Source organism: [Mycobacterium] stephanolepidis (genome assembly GCF_002356335.1).
In the GTDB taxonomy this organism is placed as follows: Bacteria; Actinomycetota; Actinomycetes; order Mycobacteriales; family Mycobacteriaceae; genus Mycobacterium; species Mycobacterium stephanolepidis.
Window position 1 is genome coordinate 219578 of sequence record NZ_AP018165.1, and the last position, 20345, is coordinate 239922.

Genomic DNA, 20345 nt, shown 5'->3' on the forward strand with positions numbered 1-20345 from the left:
TTTCCATTGTTAACGCGCTCCTGGGCTGCAATCCGCCAGCACAAGGATCAACCAACCCATGACCACTCATTCTTTGCTATCGCTCGTCGAATGGCCCTCCGCCCGCATCACTGGCAGGCGTCACGGCCACCACGCCGAGGTACTCCCGCAGCGTCTGACGAGGTACCGCGGGGGCACCTATTCGTCCACCGTGGACTCAGTTGTGTTCACTGACGGAACTTCTGCTCGCACAGATTTAATTCGCTTGAACCCCACCATCGCCGCGTACTCCCTCGATATCGCGGGAATCGCCCCCAACCTGCCCTCGGGCTACGCGGTGGCCGACTGGTTGTCCGTGGCGAACCTGCGAGCCCGCACCCGCGAATCGCAGGTGGCCTGGATCTTGGCCAACTCCTTCCCGGCGCTGTCGACGGCACATCTGAGCCGCCGGTTGCGCGCGGCGGGGTATCTGGGCGAGGCGAATATCAAGGACCACGAGGCCATCGCGGGAACCCAGGCCGCCATCTGGTTCCTCACCAACGGTGTAGAGCTGGACACCGCGGCGCGCAATGTGCCCTCGGCTACCCGAAAGTCCCCGTCCTTCATCGAATTCGAATTCATAGAACGTCCACAGCTCGGCGGACTGACGGTGCGCACCGGTGCGGGGCAAAAGCCAGCCAGCGTACGGCTGCACGCATCCGTGAACGGGGCCGTGTGGCGCGAGGTTTCGTCTTCGGAATTGAACTTCACCGAAGGCGAGGCGCAGTACGTCAAGACACTGGGAGTCGGTGCGACAGTCGCCGAAACTCAGCATGGTGCACCGGATCTCGGATATCGCTTCTATCGCCTGTACGTGCAGGGCGGTACCGCAGATGTCGAGGGTGTCGAATTCTCGTTGCATGATGCGCGCAATCACCGCAATGCCGACCGCGTGGTGCAGCTGTACCGGTACCTGCTGGAGCAGTCGTTGATCGCCGCAGGCCAGGCGGAGCACGCCCCGGTGATCGATGACTCGCAGGCAGTGATGGCGGCAGGCCTCATGGGGCCGTTCGTCGTGGATTCGCAACGCCCGGTTCTGCTGTCGCTGTCAGAGGGTGCCAGGGCAATGGACATCTCCGGCGTGGAACTCACCGGACCGGTGGACTCGGGCACGCGTTTCTATGTGCGTCCCGCGGAGTGCGTTGCGGCGGTGACAGTCTCGGTGGTTGATCCAGTGGCGACCGCTCGCGTGCTCACCGGTGTGGCGGAGGGGTCGTTGACCCCATTGGCGCTGGTGCTTCCGGGTGCGCACGAGGTGGTCGAGCTCACCGTCGAATGGACCGAGGCCGCGCAGCTGTCGCGAGTGAGTTAACGCCAGGAGCGCGCGAACTCAAGGAATGCGTCGTTCTCCTCGGGTGCGCCGATGGTGACCCGCACTCCGTCGGTGCCGAAGGGGCGCACGATGATTCGGGTCTCAGCGGAGGCCTGCGCGAACTCCGTCGAGCGCTCGCCCAGCGGTAGCCACACGAAGTTGGCTTGCGATGCCGGTACCTCGTACCCCGCCTCCTGGAGTGTGCTGGTCACCCTTGTGCGCTCGGTGACAACGTCATTGGTCCGGGCGAGGAGTTCCTCTGCGGCGCCCAGGGACGCTACCGCCGCGGCTTGAGCGAGGCTGGACGCGCTGAACGGCACGTACACCTTGCCCAGCGTGGTGATCACGTCTGGATCACCGACCGCGTAGCCCACCCGCAGGCCCGCCAGGCCGTAGGCCTTTGAGAAGGTGCGTAACACAACAACGTTGGGATGTTCGCGCATCAGGGCAATGCTGTCCGTGAAGTCTTCGCGCACGTACTCGATGTAGGCCTCATCGATCGCGATGAGGATGTGGGGCGGCACTGCCTCGACAAACCGTCGCAGATCGGCCGGTGGGACTACGGTGCCGGTCGGGTTGTTCGGATTGCAGACGAAGATGAGCCGGGTGGCGTCCGTCACTGCGGCGGCCATGGCCTCCAGGTCGTAGGTGTGATCGGTCAGCGGCACCTGAACGGGGGTGGCCCCGGCGACTCGCACCACCAGCGGGTAGGTCTCGAAGGACCGCCAGCCGAACAGCACCTCGTCGCCCACCGTGGCGGTGATCTGTACGAGCTGCTGGCACAGGCTCACCGATCCGCATCCGACCGCGATGTGTTCGGGGGGCATGTCCACGTGTTTGGCCAGGTGCGAGCGCAGCTCGGCATAGCCGTTGTCCGGATACCGGTTGATCTGCGCGGTTGCCTCGACGATGGCCGTGTGGACGCTGGGCAGCGGTCCGTGCACGGTTTCGTTACTGGCGAGCTTGATGGCGCCGGGGACGTTGCGGCCGGGGGTGTACGCCGGCAGTTCGGTCAGCTCGGGGCGCAGCCGCGCAGGTATCGATGAGCCGCTCGCGCGACGAGGATCAGACACGGTCATCAGACTATCGGTGCATGTTGGACCCGATGACGACCAACGGCTTTGCCTTCCGGCCTCGCGGGCCTGTACTCTGTGCCCTCGGCGGTTCGGAATCCATTTATGGGTTCGGAGTACCGCTCGGGAAGTTCAGGAGGCGTGCCAGAGCGGCCGAATGGGACTCACTGCTAATGAGTTGTCCCCTTTACGGGGGACCGGAGGTTCAAATCCTCTCGCCTCCGCGTCGGTCTGCAGGCCAAACCTGTTGACCTGCAACAATTGAATAGCACGCGCCCGTAGCTCAACGGATAGAGCATCTGACTACGGATCAGAAGGTTAGGGGTTCGAATCCCTTCGGGCGCACCAGGACTTCTTCACGAGTGAGTGAGAAGCAATGACACAGATTCAGCGATATTTCCCGCACCCACCCCACGAGGTGTGGTCGGCTCTCGTCGATCCGGCGTCGTGGTGGGGCAAGCCGGATGCCCCGCCGATCGATGTCACCGTGGGGAGCGCTTTCACGATGACCACCGTTCCCGTGGTGGGCACGCGGTTCAACGGCGTATTCGAGGTTGAGTTTCTCGACGCCGTTCCCTACGAGCATTTGACGTTGGGTCTGCTGGCCCACGCGTCTACAGGTCAGTCGGCGCGGTGGACGCGCCACGTGGCCTTTCGCGAGCACGAGGGCGGCACTCTGTTGACGGTGACGAACAGGGGCGTCAACCTCGATGACGCCGACGAACGGATTCTGCTCCGGGTCGTCAAAGAGATCCAGGCGACCGAGTTGTACGGCATCGCCAAACTGTTGGATCAGCCGCGCCCGTGATCCGGCGGGGAGGGTGCATGGCTTCGCTGCGCCTTGCGAGACGGCGCCACCTGCGTCGATAGACTTCCGGCATGACAGCGGCGCGTACCACGGAGTCGGCTACGTTCGGCGCGTGCCTTCGCGATCAGTTCGATGTGTTCCTCGATGAGCACAGGTCCTTGCTCCACGATTGTCTCGACGGTTTGACCGAGGAGGAGGCCCGGCGCTCGCTGGTTCCTTCTCGCACCACGCTCCTAGGTTTGGTCAAGCATGTGACGTTTGTGGAGGAGGTGTGGTTCAACGAGGCGATCACGTGTCGCTCCCGTGCTGATCTGGGGCTTCCGTTGACCCCCGACGAGTCGTTTCTTCTGGAACCCGCAGATGACATCTCGTCTGTACGGCACCGATACCGCGAGGTTTGTGCCGCATCGAAGCAACGGGTCGCTCCACTTGCCTTGGACGATCTGGTTATGGGGAACAGGCGCGGCCCATTGCCCCTGCGCTGGGTGTACTTGCATGTGCTTAGGGAATTGGCACAGCATTGCGGCCACGCTGACATCTTGCGAGAGCAGATCATCGCGCAGCGGTAAGTCCCGTCCACCCGCCCGTGACCACGCGACCCGTTCTAGGCCCCGGGCGTCGATAGCCCGCCGCGCAGCTGTTGGAAGCCCTGTCGGACAAGCTCTTCGGGTTCTCCCTGTAGTCCAGCGTCGGTGCTTGCCAACTGGATGATCGTGGAAAGCACCGCATAGGCGGCATTGCAGACCAGACGCGGGTACAGGTCGAGGTCTCGGTCCAGGCCGGTACGCCGTGCGACTTCGGAAAGTACGGAGCCGTCATCGTTGCTCGGTTCGGCCGCGGCATGGGCCGCCAATCCCGGGCTCAGCTTGGCAAGGCGCGTGACTGCGACAACGGTATCGACGGCCTCGGAGGTGACCAGGCCCAGCATGGTTGCCTCGAGTGAATCGACGATCGGTTCATCGTCGGGGCGTGAGCACAGTAGCTCCACTCCCGTGTCCCCGTATTGGCGCATCAAAAACAGTACGGCGTCTTCCTTGCTGGTGAAGTAGTTGCGAAAGGTGCGCGACGAGACGCGTACTTGGTCGGCGATCTCGTCGACGGTGACGGCCGCGAGGTCCCCGCGTTCCAGTGCCAGTTCCAGGGCGGCGCGACTCAACGCCAGCTTGGTCTCGGACTTCTTCTGCTCGCGCAGGCCATGGGGTGGTGGCATGTGGCCATCCTAACAAACATTCCTTTTTAGGAAACTTTTCCAAAAACGGAAACGTTCTATGGGTATGTCCGGCATCGCGGTGAGGCCGGGGGCGCGAAGAAGAGGCGATTGACATGAGGAAAGCACTGGCCTCACTGGGCATCGCCGCCGTATTGGCGGCCGGGGGCATTGCCCTTGCCGGTCCCGCCGCGGCGGCGCCCTGCGGCAAGGTTGTGGTGTGGGGTAACGGCGGCGGCGTGTGCGAATCCGACTTCGCGCCCGATGGGAGCTTCACCCGATGCGACACCGTGTACGTGCTCGGCATCGGTGGGATGAACTGCTATCGGGTGTACCCGTAAGCGAGCAAGGGTGGCAGCTGGGACGTCCTGTACCAGAAGCTTCCCCACGCGGTGTCCAGTCCGCTAGCGTCGCCATCATGGTTGAGGACCTGACAGCTGACTACGTCATCGTGGGAGCGGGATCGGCGGGGGCTCCGCTGGCCACCCGGCTCGCCGAACGCACCAACGACCAGGTGCTGGTTCTGGAAGCGGGGCCCAAGGACAAGGACATGGGAATCCACATTCCCGCCGCGTTCTCGAAGCTGTTCCGCAGCGACGTCGACTGGGACTACCTCACCGAACCGCAGCCCGAGCTGAACAACCGCCAGATCTATTGGCCGCGAGGCAAAACACTGGGCGGCTCGTCATCCATGAACGCGATGATGTGGGTCCGTGGATTCGCGGCCGACTACGACGACTGGGCTGCGGTGGCCGGCGATCAGTGGTCATTCGCCAACGTCGCGCCCTACTTCAAGCGCATCGAGACGGTGGAGGGCGCGACCGAAAGCGACGAGGGCACCGAGGGGGCGCTGAAAATCTCCAAACAGCGCAGCCCCCGCTCCAGCACCGCGGCGTGGCTGGAGGCCGTCAAGGAAGCCGGATTCGATGTCGAGCGAGCCAATACTCCTGAACCCAAGGGTTTCTCGGAGACCATGGTGTGTCAGAGCGGCGGACGCCGGTGGAGCACCGCGGACGGTTACCTCAAGCCCGGTCTGCGGCGCCGGAACCTGAACGTGGTTACCGAGGCGCAGGTGCACCGGGTGCTGTTCGACGGCACCAGAGCTATCGGTGTCGAGTACGTGCGCGACGGCATCACACACACCGTCCGCGCGCGGCGCGAGGTGATCTTGAGCGGCGGTGCCATCAATTCTCCTCAGCTGCTGATGCTTTCGGGCATCGGTGATGCCAAACGCCTTGGCGAGTTGGGAATCCCGATCGTGCACGACTCCCCGCAGGTTGGCCAGAATCTGCTCGACCACCTGTGCTGCCCGGTGGGTTATGCGGTCGAGGCTGACTCGTTGTACGCAGCGGAGAAACCGCTGCAGCTCGCCAACTACTTCCTGCGCCATCGCGGCATGCTCACCTCGAATGTTGGTGAGGCCTACGGATTCCTGCGCAGCCGGGCCGATCTCGCCCTACCCGACCTGGAGCTGATCTTCGCGCCCGCGCCATTCTTCGATGAAGGTCTGGGGGAGGCCACCGAGCACGCCATCGTGATGGGCCCGATCCTGCTCAAGCCGGAGAGTAGTGGCGAGATCACCCTGACCTCGCCCGATCCGCTGGCCAAGCCGCGCATCGACCCGCGCTACCTCAGTGATGGTGCCGGGCAGGACCGCGCCGCCATGATGTTCGGGCTACGGACCACCGCCCGCATCGCCGAGACGCCATCGATGCGGGCGATACTCGGCAAGATCCTTCGGCCGCGGAACCCCAGCGACAACCTGGAGGAGACACTCGTCGCCGCGCTGCAGAACAACTCACACACCCTCTATCACCCGGTGGCTACTTGTCGGATGGGGACGGATGAGGCCAGCGTGGTTGCTCCGGATCTCACGGTGCGCGGTGTGCAGGGACTGCGGGTGGTCGACGCCTCGGTGATACCGAGCCTCATTCGTGGTCATACGCATGCTCCGTCGGTGTTACTCGGGGAGAAGGCTGCCGATCTGATTCTTTCTCCACAGGCATGAAACCGATCCGCGTCTCCGAACGTCTGACTGGATAGAGTCACCAGTTGAGGAGTTAGCGGAGGGAAATCATGAGCGACGAGTTCGGCGTCCGGACTGAGGAGCTCGCGGCCATTTCCAAGACATGGCTGAGTGAGACGCTGCACATCAACGGCATGCCATGGACGTCGTTTCAGGACGCCTCGGGTTCGGGAAGCGAAGTACTGGCCGCCATTCGTGACACCGCGTCGCCCGGAATCAAGGCGATGTCCTCGATCGCCCGCAGGTTCTCCGATATGGCAGGGCTCGTCGACACTTTCGCCACCAACGTGACGGCGCAGGACGAGAAGACCGCCACGTCGTTCGATGCGCTGAAGCCACGCTGATGCGCCCCATGATCAGTCAGCTCCGCGGCTGGAATCTCGACGCGCTCGGTAAGGCCGCCGATATCGCGCGCGATAACGCCCGGACACTGGATGCGTCATTGGACTCGTGTGACCGTGTGTTCAACGACGCATCGGGCTGGTTTGGCAAAACGCACGATGCGGCGCGGATCAAGGTCGACCAAGAGCTCGACCACGGTCGTGAGGTCCGGAATGTCTTGAACCGGTTATCCGATGACGCCGAGGATGCCGGACGAACGCTCAAGCACGCCAAGGAGTACACGCTTCAAGACGTAGATGCTGCTGTGGCCGAAGGGTTTACGGTCGCCGATACCGGAGAAGTCAGCCACCCGGATACTGCGAAGGCACAGGCCGCCGCCGACCACCAGCGTCGCATTCAGTCGGGTCTCGACGAAGTGGCTCGTCTGGACGAGCTGTACGGCCGGAAGCTGCGGGAGGCCGTCAACGACCTGGAGGCGATGCGCGACGGACAGCAGGATGTCACGCTGTCGACGGGAGAGAAGATTGATCCCGACGCACTGGTCGACCGGGTTCGGGGTATGTCCGAGGAGGAGCGCCGCGCGTTCCTGGAGGGTCTGCCGCCCGAGACGGTGCATCAGATGGTCATCGCCGATCCCGAGTTCATGGGGAACACCAACGGAGTTCCCTTCGATGTCCGTGCGGACGCCAATGAGATCAACATCAGGAACGCGCTCACCGACGAGTTGCAGAAACCATCACCCGATCAAGCGCGCGTCGATCAGCTCAGGGCGATGCTCGAACCGATGGATGATCCGTTCGCAACGATCCCTGCCGGAGGTTCACCCGCCGACTTCACGATCGATCGCAAGTTCGTGATGTTCTCCACGGAGGGCAACGGCCGGATGATTGAACAGATCGGCGATCTCAAGCCCGGCGCACCCGGCGTCGGAGTCTATGTGCCCGGCACCAACACCAATCTCAACGGCAGCAGAAACAACCACGACTCGGCAGTCAACCTGGCCAAGCAGAGCGGGTCGCCGGTCTTCCTCTATATGGAGAACGATTTTCCGCAGGGACTGGACAAGGCGACCGACCCGTCATACGGATTGGCGATGGCGCCGCAACTCGTCTCGTTCGGCAAGGAGCTCGACGCCGAGGTCGCCCGCCATGCGCCGGGTACTCCAACCACTTACATCGGGCACTCGTATGGCGGCTCCATCGTCGGCACCGCCGAACAGATGGGTCTGCGCGCCGACCGCGTGTTGTACGCCTCGTCCGCCGGCACGGGGATCCTCAGCACCGAGTGGCATAACCCCAATCCGAATGTGCAACGGTTCTCCATGACTGCCCCCGGCGACCTCATCGGTGCAGCGCAACTCGCGCCCCGGGACAGCGATATCCCCACCAGATTCTCCCCGTTCCCCGGGGTGAATCTGGATCTGCCGCCGGTGATTCCCCGGGCGCCGGACGGCGACATCGGTAATCCGCATGCAGGCAATCCGCTTGGTGGAGACCCTGATTCGATTCCCGGCGTCACCCGCCTGGACACCGGCTACTACAGCGACGACAACAAGAATCATCCCGGTGAGGTGGTGTTCGGCCCCAACGGGCACGGTAGCTACTGGGACGACCCGAAGTCTGACGCCTTCCAGAACATGGCGAACGTGATCAGGGGTGGTGAGGTGACCACGTACGTCGAACGGGGTATCGAGTCGAACAACGTCGACATCAACCTCGGAGATGACAGCAGCCTGAACGAATCCGTGAAGGACATCGCCAAGGCGTACGGCGATCAATGGTTGTCGGGCGCCAAGATCGGCCCGTTCACGTTGCCGACCAATCCCAAATGGGAAGACCCCTACGGCAATCCACACGTTACCGACAACCCCGGTCTTGGCCGGAAGGTTCAGGTCCGATGAGGCGCGCATGGACGATTGCGATGGCGGGGTTGACGATTCTGACCGCGGTTTCGTGCAATCCCGGTACGGGCAGTGAGCAAGGAGGTAGTACGAGCATGGAACCCACGACGGTCAAGATGTCCGATGCGCTGAGGGTCACGGCCGAGAATTTATCGTTCGTCACGGCGGAGAAGGTGCAGCCCGGCGTCAACGACGTCGAGCGGATGGGCTGTCGCACGAGCTACAACTCGGCACTCCCGGAGGGGCCGCCGTGGTGGTTGCGCCTGCAGCGTGATTTCGCGGACCCCACCCCGGAGCTGATCTCAGGCGTGCTGGATCGCCTCGAATCGCTGTCCAGCAAGGGGTTTCGCCGTCAAGAAAGTAAGCGGCCGGAGCCTGAGCCGGTGAACAGCCGGACGTACCGTGATGATGCCGGCTACATCGTGAGCGCCCGCGAAGACGTTCGCGGCAATGGGGTTCGGGTGTACGTAGTCACCGCGTCCTCTCCCTGCGCCAACGAGGACTAGCGGTAGGTCACCAGATCCCTGTTACCGCCGTCGCCGATCAGGTGGGTGTGGTCGTTGAAGGAGAGCAGGCTCAGACCGCGCTTGCCGTTGACCAGCGAGGTGATCGACGAGTTGATGACAACACGTTGTGCGGTAAGCCAATTCGAGACTTCTCCGCCCCACAGATCGGCGACGATCATCCCGATGACCCCGGCTGAGGTGGCCACCACGGTGTCACCGTCACGTTTGGCGGCATCGGACATGGCGTCGAGCACGCGCTGCTGAAACCGGGTGTAGCTCTCCGCGTACCCGCCGGAGGAATCGGTGCTGGCCCACTGTGCCAGACCGTCCTCCAGGATGGCCTGCGTGTCGCCCTTGGCCAGGCTCTTGACGGTATTCACCGACGCCAGGCGGCGCATCCGCGAGTTGCCGACGATCTCCTTGTAGTCGTATTCGTCCCAGCGGTCATCCTGCTGTGGCTCGGACCCGAGGGCGAGCGCGATGGTCTCGCCGGTCTGCCGCTGCCGCTTCATCCCGCCGTGCAGGAGCCGGGTGCCGCTCAGGCCGCGGCGGGCCAGCTCGGCCGCCACGGTGTCAGCTTGTCGCTGCCCGGCGCTGGTCAACGGGCTATCGGGGCTGCTGGAGTAGTTGGCAGCCTGACCATGCCGGACCAGGTAGATGACGCCCATACCGGCAATCGTATCGACTAGCCGCCGCCGAGGACCCGCCGCTTCTCCGCCTCGAATTCGGCTTCGGTAAGGGCTCCGGAATCTCTCAGGGCAGCAAGGGATTTGAGTTGCTCGATGCGCACACCGTCGTCACTGGGTTCATAGGATGATGCGGGCCGCGGACTGTCCAGCGGTGGTGGTGGGGATGAACGGGTGGAACGCACTCTCGTCAGCACGTAGGCGACCCAGCCGAGCGCCGCCGCCCCGAGTAATCCGGCGAAGCCCCAGGTGAGCGCCCAATAGGGACTGCCATGTCCGAAGGCCAGGCGGGGATTGACGAATCCGTTAACCTCGCCGTCGACCTGCACCTTGTAGGTCCCGGCGGCGGGGATCTGCGCGACCCAGACCCGTCGGCGAGCATCGCCGTTCACGGTCGTCGAGCTTCCGATGCTTTCGCGCACCTGGGGTTCGGTGACCCCGGGCGGCGGAAAGATCGACATACCGAGCTGCGGGATGAGCAGCCCGTTGTCGCCGGATACCCAGGAGTGAAAGCTGACGGTCACCTCACCGGCGGGCAGCTCCAGCTGGGTGGTGCCCGGGATCTTCACCTCGCCGTAGGCGTCGAACTTGTCGAACACGAAAACGTTCAGGATGAGGGTGGCGATGACGCCGATGACCCCACCGACGGTCATCGTGGTCAGTGCCAGTACCGAGGCCCGGCGCATGCTCATGTGCCGAAGTCTGTCACGTGCCGCGTCAACCGCCCTAGCATCGGACAGATGGACTTCGCTCCCTCCTCCCGCGCCGCCGAACTGACCGCCGCGGTCCGCGAGTTCATCGACGGGGAGATCATGCCGGTGGAGCGTGCGGTGCTGGCCCACCACGACGCGCTGCTGGGTGCGCGCGCCGGCACGACGGCCGAGTTGTGGGCGGTCCCTCCGGAGGTGGACAGGTTGAAGGCGAAGGCGCGCAACGCCGGGTTATGGAACCTCTTCCTGCCGGATCCAGAGTTGGGCGGCGGCCTGTCCAACTCCGAGTACGCACCGCTGGCCGAACAGATGGGCCGCTCACTGTTCGCTCCCACTGTGTTCAATTGCAACGCACCGGATTCGGGGAACATGGAGGTGCTGCACCGCTACGGCAGCCAGGAGCAGAAGGAGGTCTGGCTAGAACCGCTGCTTGAGGGCGATATCCGGTCGGCGTTTTGTATGACGGAGCCCGACGTGGCGTCCTCTGATGCCACGAACATGGCGGCCACGGCCATCGTCGACGGCGACGAGGTGGTGATCAACGGCCGCAAATGGTGGAGCACCGGCGTAGGTCATCCCGACTGCAAGGTGATCATCTTTATGGGGTTGACCGACCCCGACGCGCATCGATACGCGCGCCACTCGATGGTGCTCGTCCCGATGGACACCCCGGGCGTCACCGTCGAACGGATGCTGCCGACGATGGGGTTCTACGACGAGCCCGGCGGACACGGCGTGGTGTCGTTCGACAACGTACGGCTGCCCGCCGACGCCTTCATCGCGGGACCGGGCAAGGGATTCGAGATCGCCCAGGGGCGGTTGGGGCCGGGCCGCGTGCATCATGCGATGCGCCTGATCGGCCTGGCCGAGGTGGCCCTCGAGCATGCGTGCCGACGGGGGCTGGACCGCACCGCGTTCGGAAAACCGTTGGTGAACCTGGGCGGAAACCGGGAGCGCATCGCCGACGCTCGCATCGCCATCAACCAGACCCGGCTGCTGGTGTTGCATGCTGCCTGGCTGCTGGACACCGTGGGCATCATGGGCGCGTTGTCTGCGGTATCCGAAATCAAGGTGGCCGCACCGAACATGGCTCAGCAAGTCATCGATATGGCGATCCAAATTCATGGCGGTGGAGGACTTTCCAATGACTCCCCGTTGGCGGCCGCCTGGGTGAATGCGCGCGCGCTGCGGCTGGCCGACGGCCCTGACGAGGTGCATCGCGGTGTGGTGGCCCGGATCGAACTGGCGAAATACGCTACCGACGGACAGTGAGCGCGTAACGCATCCCACGGTGCAGGCTCGCCCCAACCAGAAGCCCCAGCGCGATCGAGAAGATCGCCATGCAGGTATCGAGCAGTGCGGTGAGGTTGGCATGTCCGGTGGCCGCGACCTCGCTGACGTTCACGAAGCTCAACGCACCGGGCACCAGGCACCAGAAGGCGGCCAGTAGCAACACGATTGCCGAAGGCGCCCCCTTGAAGCGTGCTGCGAACAGCGCGAAGGGAACGACGGCGACCGCCCCGACGAAGCCCGTCATGGCGGGTGCCAGAAAGAGACCGCCGAGGCGCTGTCCCAGCATGGCGACCCCGATTGCCAGCACCAACCAGATCAGTGATCCGCGTGGCGCGGACTTGTACAGGTAAAACCCCACCGCTATTACCGGTACGGCCAGGGCGATCGTCCAGCTGCCCAGCGGCGGCCCCAGTGGTGAGGGTTCCGGTGGTCCAGCGACTTTCACGCCAATCACCACCCCGAATGCCAGCAGCATCAGTTGTGCGATGCCATACACGATGCGCGTGGATCCGGCCATCAGTTGGGTGCTTGTCAGCTCCAACGCCCCGATGGTGAGGGTCACCCCGGGCAGCACGGCGATCAGGGCGGGCGCCACCACGCGGGCAAGCCCCTCGCTGGGCACGTTCGCGACGATGAACGTGCTGATGACCGTCACCACGAAAGCAGCGACTGCGGGCATGGTGGCGGCGAGGGTGGGCATGGGGTTGGTGGCCAGCATCAGGATGCCGACGATCAGGCCCAGCACCAGATAGGCGGGCAGCGCTGAGGAGGTCGGCGCCAGGGCAAGCCCGAACCCGAGGGTCAAGATGGTGTGTCCGAGGACGGTGACGACCATCCCGAAACGTGGTTTCAAACAGCGGATCTCGTAGATTCGGGCGATCGCGTCGACCGGGGCGATTGCCCCCGCGGCGGCCATGTCGGCGATGGAATCGATGTGGCCGGCCTGGTCCAACTGTGCTGTGCTGCGGGTGGATTCCTCCACTTCCAGCTGGCCGGTGACACCGTCGATCTGGATGATCAGCACCGTCGGCAAGACAACGGCGCGCAGTTCTTTGTCGGTATACTGCGGTGCGATGTCATGCAACTTGGCCAACACCAGGTTGGTGGGCTGACCGACTTCCAGCATCGCGATACCGAGCATGCGCAGCATCGTCACGACTTCGGCGTCGTCGAAATGCTTGGCGTCAGCCAGGGGTACGGGCTTGTCCTTGAGGGCCTTCCGGACAAGCGTCCGCACCCGTCCACGCCCGGTCAGCGCCGTCATGCGCCGAACTGTAGTCGGGTATCAGGCCTTCAGGTTCTTCTTCGCCGCGCGCCGCAGCTGGATGATTCGCACCCCACCGACCAGGGCGGTGAGCGCTGCACCGGTGATGGCCGCGAACAACACCGTGATGCCCAGAGGCATCTGGATCTCCCACGAGAGGAAGTGGGTGGTCGTGTCCGTCAGGTTCTGCAGAATGAACACCAGCAGCAGAATCAGGATCAGCAGGCCAAGGATGACGCCGGTCCAGGTCGCCGCCGCGCGGGTCCGCTTGACCGCATCTTCCTTTTTGATGGCCTTCGCGGGGGGCAGAGGCGCCTGCTCTCCAACGGGGACGTCGATGGATGTGTCGGCAACCGGAGAGTCCGGAGTCGTACCGGGGTCACTGGTCATATGTCCATCATTTGCTACATAGGCGGTTATTGCAAGCGCCCACGGTCGGCTTTTCGCGGAAAACGCCCGGCGGATACCGCGCAAAGCCGACGCTTGGCGCAGGTCAGGCGCGGATAGTTCCTTGACCCGCGATCAACGGCAAATCCAGCGGTGTCAGGAAGCCCGGTTTAGCGTCGATGACCGCCGGTATGGCGTTGACGGCCCGCATCCCGGTGGCAAGGCATCCGCCGATCGCGCCGTCACCGGTGTGTTCGTCACGGAACACCGTCTCCTGGGTGATGTTCGGACTGCCCTTGATCTCGATGCGGTAGGCGTCGTTGTCGACCGACTGTGCCCGCGGCCAATGCGGTGCGGTGTCATTGGTGATCCGGTTGACGTGCTCGATGACGATCTTCGGCTTGCCGCCCACCCATCCACGGATCTCGAATCGCACCGCGGCACAGTGGCCCGCCTCGATGGTGCCGGTGTTGGGTTCCGCGCCGTAGGCGATCTCGGTTGGCGTCGCCCACTTTTCGTAGACGGTATCGATCTTGTCGAGTTTGACTCCGACGGCGTCGGCGATCATCGGAATGGTGTGGCCCCACGCGAGAATCAGCACCTCGGGGATTTCCAGCACCGCCGGTTGGTCCATGGGCGCACCCAGTCCCATCGGCATGCTGAAATCACCGTTGTAGTACTGATAGTCGAGGAGCTCCTGTACCAGAACAGAATCCACCCGTCCGCCCACGCCGAGCAGGGTCATGGGGAACAGATCGTTGGCGAACCCGGGGTCGATTCCGGTGGTGAAACAGGAGGTCTGGCCGTCCTCGCAGGCCTGTTTGATATCGGCGAGCATCTCGGGCGGGCATACCTGCGGGTACACCCACGGTGTCATCGCGGTGGAGACGATGTTGTGCCCACTGCGCAGTGCCCGGGACATGTTGTCGATGTTCTCCAGCGCGTATTGCGCCGTCGGCCCGAAGTACGCGACCGTGCCCTCGGTGCCCAACGCGGCATCGATATCGGTGGTGGCGGCCAGTCCGGTCGGATGGCTACCGACCAGTGTTCCGACGTCCACACCGTCCTTGGCCGGATCGTGCACCAGCACGGCAGCCAGCTCGAATACCGGATGGTCCAATAGCTCACGGATCACCAGCTTGCCGACAACTCCTGTGCCCCAAACGATGACGGGATACTTATCACTCATGCGAAAAATTCTCCTGCGTTGACGAACAGGGTCTGCCCGGTCACCATCCGGGCGCGGTCGGATGCGAAGAACACGACCGCATCGGCGACGTCTTCATCGGCGGGCATCTCGCCCAACGGGAATTTGGCCGTCAGTTCGGCCAGTACTTCCTCTTGCGTGATGCCGCGCTGTTGGGCGACCAGACCGATGTACAGCTGAATCGGCGGGCCATACATCCACGTCGGCACCACCATGTTGAGCCGAATCTTATGCGGCCCTAGCTCCTTCGCGAGCTGATACATGGCGTTCTGTAACGCTCCCTTGGATGTCGCATACGCGGACTGGGGTAGCTGTGGATGGAACGCCGACTGCGATCCGATGAAGACCACCGATCCGCCGTTCTTCTTCAGCTGTGGCACGGCCACCTGAACGAGTTGAAGCGTGCCCACGACATTCGTGCTGAGCATCGCCTGCCACTGGGCCAGATCCGCGCCCTCGATACCGCCGAACACGTCCTCTTTTGCGGCGACATTGACCAGTGCGTCCACCGTGCCGAACCGCTCGACGGCGGTGTCGATAAGGCCCTGGCACTCCGACGGATCGGTGATGTCGGTGACCGCCCAGGCGGCGGTGCCGCCCGAATCATCGAGTTCGGCGGAAAGCTTTTCGAGGTTTTCCCGGGTCCGCGCGCCGAGCACCACATTCGCGCCGTCCTGGTGGGCCTTGAGTGCGACCTCCCTGCCCAATCCGGTGCCTACACCGGATATCACCACCGTTTTTCCGGAAAGAAGTCCTGTCATCGGCTGCCTTTCTCTCTGTGACCCACGCCACCATCCTTCTTAATCCGTAACATGGTGTACCGTTATTTGCAATGACTACTGACGAGTTACCCGTTGGCAGGGGTCGCCGCCGCAGTTCCGATATCGACACCAAGGCGCTTGCTGCCGCGCGTGAGCTTCTGGTGGAGCAGGGGTGGGATGCCACCACCATGGTTGCGATCGCCGAGCGGGCCGGCGTGGGGAAGCCCGCGCTCTATCGCCGATGGCCCTCCCGTGCGCACCTGGTCTTCGAGGCGGTGTTCGGTTGGACCGCACCCACTCGGGAGATAAGCGCCGCAGCGGGAGTAGGCGATTGGGTCCGTCAATCCTGCTCGTACACAGCGGAACTCTTTGAACGACCCGATGTCATCGCCGCCGCCCCCGCCCTACTCGGACAGATGCGTGCCGACCCCGAGCTCGGGCAGGCCATGTGGGCGAGCTTCGGCGAGACGGGTGCTGAATTGCTGTCGCAGGTGATGCGCGCGCAGCGTCCGGACGTTGGTCGACAGGAGGCCCATGACCGGGCCAACGCCACCATGTTGATGATCATCGGAGCGAATGTCCTGGCCCGCCAGCTGCTACCCGACGACCAGGCGGAGGCGGTTATCAAATATTTGCCAGAGCTCCTGGTGGGCTCGGCCGAAGGTCCCGCAGCGACGGCGTCCCCGGGTTAGCCACCGGAATCTTCCTGACGCTAAAGCCGGGCATGGCGGCGGCTGCCCGGTTACTGTCGGAGGATGCGCAGGGCCGCAAGACTGTTCGCTGCTGTCATGGCAGCGGCTATCTTCAGTGGTTGTGGCAGCGCCAATCCCCTGGGCGGAGGCCCGCTTTCGGGCGACCTCAATACCTTGATCGTCGGCTCGGCCGACTTTCCCGAATCCAAGACCGTGGCCGAGCTGTATGCACAGATATTGCAGACCAATGGCTTTCATATCACCAGGCAGTTGGGCATCGGTAGCCGCGAGACCTATATCCCGGCGGTCAAGGATCATTCGATCGATCTGATCGCCGATTACACCGGGAATCTGCTGCGCTACTTCGATCCGGAGGCCACCGCTACCCGGCCCGATGATGTCGAGTTGGCGCTGCTGCGCAAGCTCGATGGCGATCTGGACATTCTGTCCCCCTCATCGGCATCGGACGCCGACACGCTGTGTGTCACCAGAGCCACCGCCGACAGATGGAATCTGCGCTCCATCGCCGACCTCGCCGCGCACTCGGAAGAGGTAACGGTCGGTGCACCTTCGGAGTTCGTGCACCGCAGTGTCGGGTTGGCTGGCCTCAAGGTCAATTACGGCCTGGACGTCCCGGAATCACGATTCGTGGCGATCAGCGATGGTGGTGGACCGGCGACTGTAAGGGCGTTGTTGGACGGAACAATCACCGCGGCCAACATATTCAGCACCTCGCCGGCCATCGCCGAGCATGATCTGGTGGTGCTCGAGGACCCCAAGTTCACCTTTCCGGCGGGCAATCTGGTGCCGTTGGTCAACGTGCAGAAGAAGTCCGAGAAACTGAAGAAGGTGCTCGATACGCTCTCCGCGCGTTTGACGACAGAGGACCTCACCAGGCTCAATGCGGAGGTCTCAGGTAACAACGGTGTCGACCCCAAGGAAGCTGCGCAGAAGTGGTTGACAGACAAAGGTTTCGACAAACCGATAGGGAACTGATCGCGTGATCACCTTTGAGAACGTCACCAAGAAATACCCCGATGGGACCACCGCTGTCGATGATCTCACCATGCACGTTGACGAGGGTTCGTTCACGGTGTTCGTGGGGCCGTCCGGCTGCGGCAAGACCACCTCGATGCGGATGATCAACAGGATGACCGACCCGACGTCGGGAGTACTGACCGTCGACGGGGCAGATGTCCGGACCGTGGACCCGGTCAAACTGCGGTTGGGCATCGGGTATGTCATTCAGAACGCGGGCCTGATGCCGCACCAGCGCGTCGTCGACAATGTGGCGACGGTGCCGGTGCTGCGCGGCGCATCCCGGCGTGCCGCACGCAAGGCAGCTCTCGATGTTCTGGAACGGGTGGGACTCGATCCAAAATTGGCCGGCCGGTACCCGGCACAGCTCTCGGGAGGTCAACAACAACGTGTCGGTGTGGCGCGTGCGCTCGCGGCCGATCCACCGATCCTGTTGATGGACGAGCCGTTTAGCGCCGTCGATCCGAATGTGCGCGATGACCTGCAGGCCGAGATGCAGCGCCTGCAGGCCGAACTCAACAAGACCATCGTCTTCGTGACGCACGATATCGACGAGGCCGTCAAGCTCGGAGACAAGGTCGCAGTTTTCGGGCCGGGTGGCGTGCTGCAGCAATATGACGAGCCCGAGCGGGTGTTATCCAATCCGGCAAGCGATTTCGTAGCCGGATTCATCGGGCGCGACCGGGGCTATCGGGGCCTGCAGTTTCGTGAGGCAAGCGATCTGCCGCTGTACGAGATCAGGCAGATCTTTGAATCGGAGGTCCACGATCTCATCCTCGCTCCGCGCAGCTGGGTGCTTGTCTGCAATCCGGACGGCACACCGTTCGGCTGGATGGACGATGCTGGGGCGGAAGTCTATCGGTCTGGAAAATCGTTGTACGACAGCGTGATCGCTGGAGGATCATTGTTCGGACCCGACGGGACGTTGCGGCAGGCTCTGGATGCCGCGCTGTCCTCGCCATCGGGGTTTGGTGTGGCCACCGATGAAGACGGCCGCGTCCGCGGCGGCGTCCGTGGGGATGACGTCCTCATCGCGCTGGATCGGCAACGCCGGACCGGGCAGCGGTGAGATGCGGTATCTCTTCACTCACCTCGGCGATGCTTGGCAGCTCGCACTGATCCATATGCGGCTGTCGTTGGTCCCTATTCTCATCGGGTTGGCCATCGCGATTCCTTGCGGCGCACTGATCCACCGGCACCGGACGATGCGGCGGGTCACCACGGTGATCGCCAGCATTGTGTTCACGATTCCCTCGCTGGCCTTGTTCGTGGCATTGCCACTGATCATTCCCACCCGGATACTCGACGAGGCCAACGTGATGGTGGCGCTGACGCTGTACACCACGGCGCTGCTCATTCGGGCCGTGCCCGAGGCGCTCGACGCCATCGCTCCCCAGGTGCGTGATGCGGCCACCGCGGTGGGTTACCGCCCACTGGCACGCCTCGTCCGCGTCGAACTCCCGCTGTCGATACCCGTGCTCGTGGCAGGCCTGAGAGTTGTTGCCGTCACGAATATCTCAATGGTGTCCGTGGGCTCGGTGATCGGCATCGGCGGCCTGGGTACCTGGTTCACGGAGGGCTACCAGGCGAACAAGAGCAGCCAGATCATTGCCGGGATCGTCGCGATCTTCCTGCTGGCGGTCATCGTGGATTCACTCCTGGTTGCCCTCGGCCGTGCTGCCACGCCGTGGACCAGGGCGACGAAAGTCGTGGGTGCACGGTGAACTTTCTCTCCGAGGCGCTCGGCTACATATTCACCGCGTCCAATTGGACGGGCCACAGCGGGCTGGGCGTGCGGATCGGCGAGCACCTGCAGTACACCGCGATTGCCCTGCTGGCCGCGGTCATCATCGCGGTGCCGATAGGTCTGATCATCGGGCACACGGGTCGTGGCACGTTTCTAGTGGTCAGCGCGGTGAATGCGCTGCGCGCGCTGCCGACACTGGGCGTGCTGCTGTTGGGCGTGCTGCTGTGGGGCTTGGGTTTGGTGCCGCCGACCGTCGCGCTGCTGCTGCTGGGGGTGCCGCCGCTGCTGGCGGGAACCTACTCCGGCATCGCGAACGTGGATCGCACGGTGGTGCAGGCCGCGCGGGCCATGGGGATGACGGAACGTCAGGTGCTCTTCGGTGTCGAGTTACCCAACGCCTTACCGCTGATCCTGTCGGGCTTGCGGACGGCGACCCTGCAGATCGTCGCGACGGCGACCGTGGCCGCCTATGCCAGCCTCGGCGGACTGGGCCGGTACCTCATCGACGGCATCAAGGTGCGGCAGTTCCACTTGGCATTGGTCGGCGCCCTTTTGGTGACCGCGCTGGCGCTGCTGCTGGATGCGTTCCTCGCCCTGGCGGTGTGGCTGTCGGCTCCCGGCACCGGGCGGCTGCGATGGGCTCCGCGCGATCTCGGCGGTGACTCAGGGGCGGGGGACAGCGGCGTAGAGGGGCGGGTCGAACCACGTCGGCAGGCCGCGACACAACCGTGACGGCCCGCTGAAGGCCACCTCACCGGAGCGCAACGCATCCGACCACGCGGCGTCGCCGCGCCACACTCGAGTCAGGCTGCGGAGCTGAGCCGTCACGCCGATGTTCACGTCGAAGCCCGGGTCGGCATCGCACAGGTCGGCGGCCTCGGGCGTGATGATGAGCCACCAGTGCCGCTTGTCGGCGGTGACGTCGCCGAAGCGGAAATGCAGCACGGTGCGGCCCTCGGGGACCGCGCTGCCGATGACGTGACGGCGCATATCCCAGAGCAGCAGCTTGGGGTCCAGATCCTCGTCCCCGATCTCACCGATCCACCGGATCCCCCACCGGCTCAACATCTCGACGACGGGGCGCAGCTCACGTCCGGCGTCCGTGGGTACGTAGCGGTTGTCGTGACGTTCGGCGATCCCGGCGCGCACCAGCCGGTCCAGCCTCTTGGACAGCAGGGACGGGGACATGCGGGGTACTCCGCGCCGAATATCATTGAAATGATCACTGCCAAGCAGTAATTCACGCACGATCAGCAGAGTCCACCGCTCGTCGAGCAGCTCCATCGCCTTGGCAACGGGGCAGAATTGGTAATACGACGCACCCATGAAATGAACGGTAGGCCGCCGACGTCACGGTGAACAGCCCCA

Annotated in this window: 23 protein-coding genes and 2 tRNA genes; 16 read left to right on the top strand and 9 right to left on the bottom strand. The window is 63.9% G+C overall.

Annotated elements, in window-relative coordinates:
- Positions 1–58: 58 nt before the first annotated feature.
- Entirely contained in the window at positions 59–1330 is a 1272-nt protein-coding gene (locus tag MSTE_RS01085) for a thioester domain-containing protein (protein WP_096498416.1), read from the top strand.
- Here the strand turns inward: MSTE_RS01085 and hisC are convergent.
- A complete protein-coding gene (gene hisC, locus MSTE_RS01090; protein WP_096505291.1) occupies positions 1327–2370 on the bottom strand; it encodes a histidinol-phosphate transaminase in 1044 nt (347 codons plus the stop codon). The two genes, MSTE_RS01085 and hisC, sit on opposite strands and share 4 nt — an antisense overlap.
- A 168-nt stretch (positions 2371–2538) precedes the next feature.
- On the opposite strand from hisC, the gene MSTE_RS01095 reads away from it, so the two are divergent.
- From MSTE_RS01095 to MSTE_RS01110, 4 genes are all read left to right on the top strand, one after another.
- Positions 2539–2627, top strand: a tRNA-Ser gene (locus MSTE_RS01095).
- 48 nt (positions 2628–2675) lie between these two features.
- A tRNA-Arg gene (locus MSTE_RS01100) sits at positions 2676–2751 on the top strand.
- A gap of 28 nt (positions 2752–2779) precedes the next feature.
- On the top strand, positions 2780–3211 hold the full coding sequence (locus tag MSTE_RS01105) for an SRPBCC family protein (protein WP_096498417.1): 432 nt from the start codon (positions 2780–2782) through the stop codon (positions 3209–3211).
- Between the two features lie 71 nt (positions 3212–3282).
- Positions 3283–3780, top strand: coding sequence for a DinB family protein (locus MSTE_RS01110; protein WP_096498418.1), 498 nt, complete (start codon positions 3283–3285; stop codon positions 3778–3780).
- A gap of 35 nt (positions 3781–3815) precedes the next feature.
- Here the strand turns inward: MSTE_RS01110 and MSTE_RS01115 are convergent, their stop codons facing one another.
- The gene (locus MSTE_RS01115; protein WP_096498419.1) at positions 3816–4421 is read right to left on the bottom strand and encodes a TetR/AcrR family transcriptional regulator; all 606 of its coding nucleotides are present in this window, start codon (positions 4419–4421) and stop codon (positions 3816–3818) included.
- Positions 4422–4534: 113 nt separating this feature from the next.
- On the opposite strand from MSTE_RS01115, the gene MSTE_RS01120 reads away from it, so the two are divergent.
- From MSTE_RS01120 to MSTE_RS01140, 5 genes are all read left to right on the top strand, one after another.
- Positions 4535–4759, top strand: coding sequence for a hypothetical protein (locus tag MSTE_RS01120; RefSeq protein ID WP_096498420.1), 225 nt, complete (start codon positions 4535–4537; stop codon positions 4757–4759).
- A 77-nt stretch (positions 4760–4836) separates the two neighbouring features.
- Positions 4837–6426, top strand: coding sequence for a GMC family oxidoreductase (locus tag MSTE_RS01125; protein ID WP_096498421.1), 1590 nt, complete (start codon positions 4837–4839; stop codon positions 6424–6426).
- Positions 6427–6494: 68 nt separating this feature from the next.
- Entirely contained in the window at positions 6495–6788 is a 294-nt protein-coding gene (locus MSTE_RS01130) for a hypothetical protein (RefSeq protein ID WP_096498422.1), read from the top strand.
- Entirely contained in the window at positions 6788–8686 is a 1899-nt protein-coding gene (locus tag MSTE_RS01135; protein ID WP_096498423.1) for an alpha/beta hydrolase, read from the top strand. The genes MSTE_RS01130 and MSTE_RS01135 overlap by 1 nt, the downstream gene beginning before the upstream one ends.
- Positions 8687–8781: 95 nt before the next feature.
- Positions 8782–9192 carry a hypothetical protein gene (locus MSTE_RS01140; protein WP_085230448.1) on the top strand — a complete coding sequence of 137 codons (411 nt, stop codon included), beginning with the start codon at positions 8782–8784 and terminating at the stop codon, positions 9190–9192.
- Here MSTE_RS01140 and MSTE_RS01145 read toward each other — a convergent pair.
- Both MSTE_RS01145 and MSTE_RS01150 read right to left on the bottom strand, forming a co-directional pair.
- Positions 9189–9860, bottom strand: coding sequence for a histidine phosphatase family protein (locus MSTE_RS01145; RefSeq protein WP_096498425.1), 672 nt, complete (start codon positions 9858–9860; stop codon positions 9189–9191). The two genes, MSTE_RS01140 and MSTE_RS01145, sit on opposite strands and share 4 nt — an antisense overlap.
- A 17-nt stretch (positions 9861–9877) precedes the next feature.
- Positions 9878–10570 carry an SHOCT domain-containing protein gene (locus tag MSTE_RS01150; RefSeq protein WP_096498426.1) on the bottom strand — a complete coding sequence of 231 codons (693 nt, stop codon included), beginning with the start codon at positions 10568–10570 and terminating at the stop codon, positions 9878–9880.
- Positions 10571–10618: 48 nt separating this feature from the next.
- Between MSTE_RS01150 and MSTE_RS01155 the strand changes: the two genes are divergently transcribed.
- On the top strand, positions 10619–11860 hold the full coding sequence (locus MSTE_RS01155) for an acyl-CoA dehydrogenase family protein (RefSeq protein WP_096498427.1): 1242 nt from the start codon (positions 10619–10621) through the stop codon (positions 11858–11860).
- On the opposite strand, the gene MSTE_RS01160 is transcribed toward MSTE_RS01155, so the two are convergent.
- The 4 genes from MSTE_RS01160 to MSTE_RS01175 all read right to left on the bottom strand — a co-directional run bounded on the left by MSTE_RS01160 (position 11844) and on the right by MSTE_RS01175 (position 15500).
- Positions 11844–13145: a threonine/serine exporter family protein gene (locus tag MSTE_RS01160; RefSeq protein WP_096498428.1), complete on the bottom strand. Its 1302-nt coding sequence runs from the start codon at positions 13143–13145 to the stop codon at positions 11844–11846. The genes MSTE_RS01155 and MSTE_RS01160 overlap by 17 nt on opposite strands.
- A gap of 21 nt (positions 13146–13166) precedes the next feature.
- Complete coding sequence (locus tag MSTE_RS01165) at positions 13167–13535, bottom strand: LapA family protein (protein ID WP_096498429.1); 369 nt, start codon at positions 13533–13535, stop codon at positions 13167–13169.
- 103 nt (positions 13536–13638) lie between these two features.
- Positions 13639–14721, bottom strand: coding sequence for an NAD(P)H-dependent amine dehydrogenase family protein (locus MSTE_RS01170; protein WP_096498430.1), 1083 nt, complete (start codon positions 14719–14721; stop codon positions 13639–13641).
- The gene (locus tag MSTE_RS01175) at positions 14718–15500 is read right to left on the bottom strand and encodes an SDR family oxidoreductase (RefSeq protein ID WP_096498431.1); all 783 of its coding nucleotides are present in this window, start codon (positions 15498–15500) and stop codon (positions 14718–14720) included. The genes MSTE_RS01170 and MSTE_RS01175 overlap by 4 nt, the downstream gene beginning before the upstream one ends.
- Before the next feature lie 71 nt (positions 15501–15571).
- Between MSTE_RS01175 and MSTE_RS01180 the strand changes: the two genes are divergently transcribed.
- From MSTE_RS01180 to MSTE_RS01200, 5 genes are all read left to right on the top strand, one after another.
- Positions 15572–16192: a TetR/AcrR family transcriptional regulator gene (locus MSTE_RS01180; protein WP_096498432.1), complete on the top strand. Its 621-nt coding sequence runs from the start codon at positions 15572–15574 to the stop codon at positions 16190–16192.
- A gap of 63 nt (positions 16193–16255) precedes the next feature.
- Positions 16256–17188 (top strand): ABC transporter substrate-binding protein, encoded by a 933-nt coding sequence (locus tag MSTE_RS01185; RefSeq protein WP_096498433.1) that lies wholly within the window; start codon positions 16256–16258, stop codon positions 17186–17188.
- Between the two features lie 4 nt (positions 17189–17192).
- Positions 17193–18299: an ABC transporter ATP-binding protein gene (locus tag MSTE_RS01190; RefSeq protein ID WP_096498434.1), complete on the top strand. Its 1107-nt coding sequence runs from the start codon at positions 17193–17195 to the stop codon at positions 18297–18299.
- 1 nt (position 18300) lies between these two features.
- Positions 18301–18954, top strand: coding sequence for an ABC transporter permease (locus MSTE_RS01195; RefSeq protein WP_096505293.1), 654 nt, complete (start codon positions 18301–18303; stop codon positions 18952–18954).
- Positions 18951–19709, top strand: coding sequence for an ABC transporter permease (locus tag MSTE_RS01200; RefSeq protein WP_096498435.1), 759 nt, complete (start codon positions 18951–18953; stop codon positions 19707–19709). The genes MSTE_RS01195 and MSTE_RS01200 overlap by 4 nt, the downstream gene beginning before the upstream one ends.
- On the opposite strand, the gene MSTE_RS01205 is transcribed toward MSTE_RS01200, so the two are convergent.
- Positions 19641–20303 (bottom strand): winged helix-turn-helix transcriptional regulator, encoded by a 663-nt coding sequence (locus tag MSTE_RS01205; protein ID WP_096498436.1) that lies wholly within the window; start codon positions 20301–20303, stop codon positions 19641–19643. The two genes, MSTE_RS01200 and MSTE_RS01205, sit on opposite strands and share 69 nt — an antisense overlap.
- Between the last annotated feature and the right edge of the window lie 42 nt (positions 20304–20345).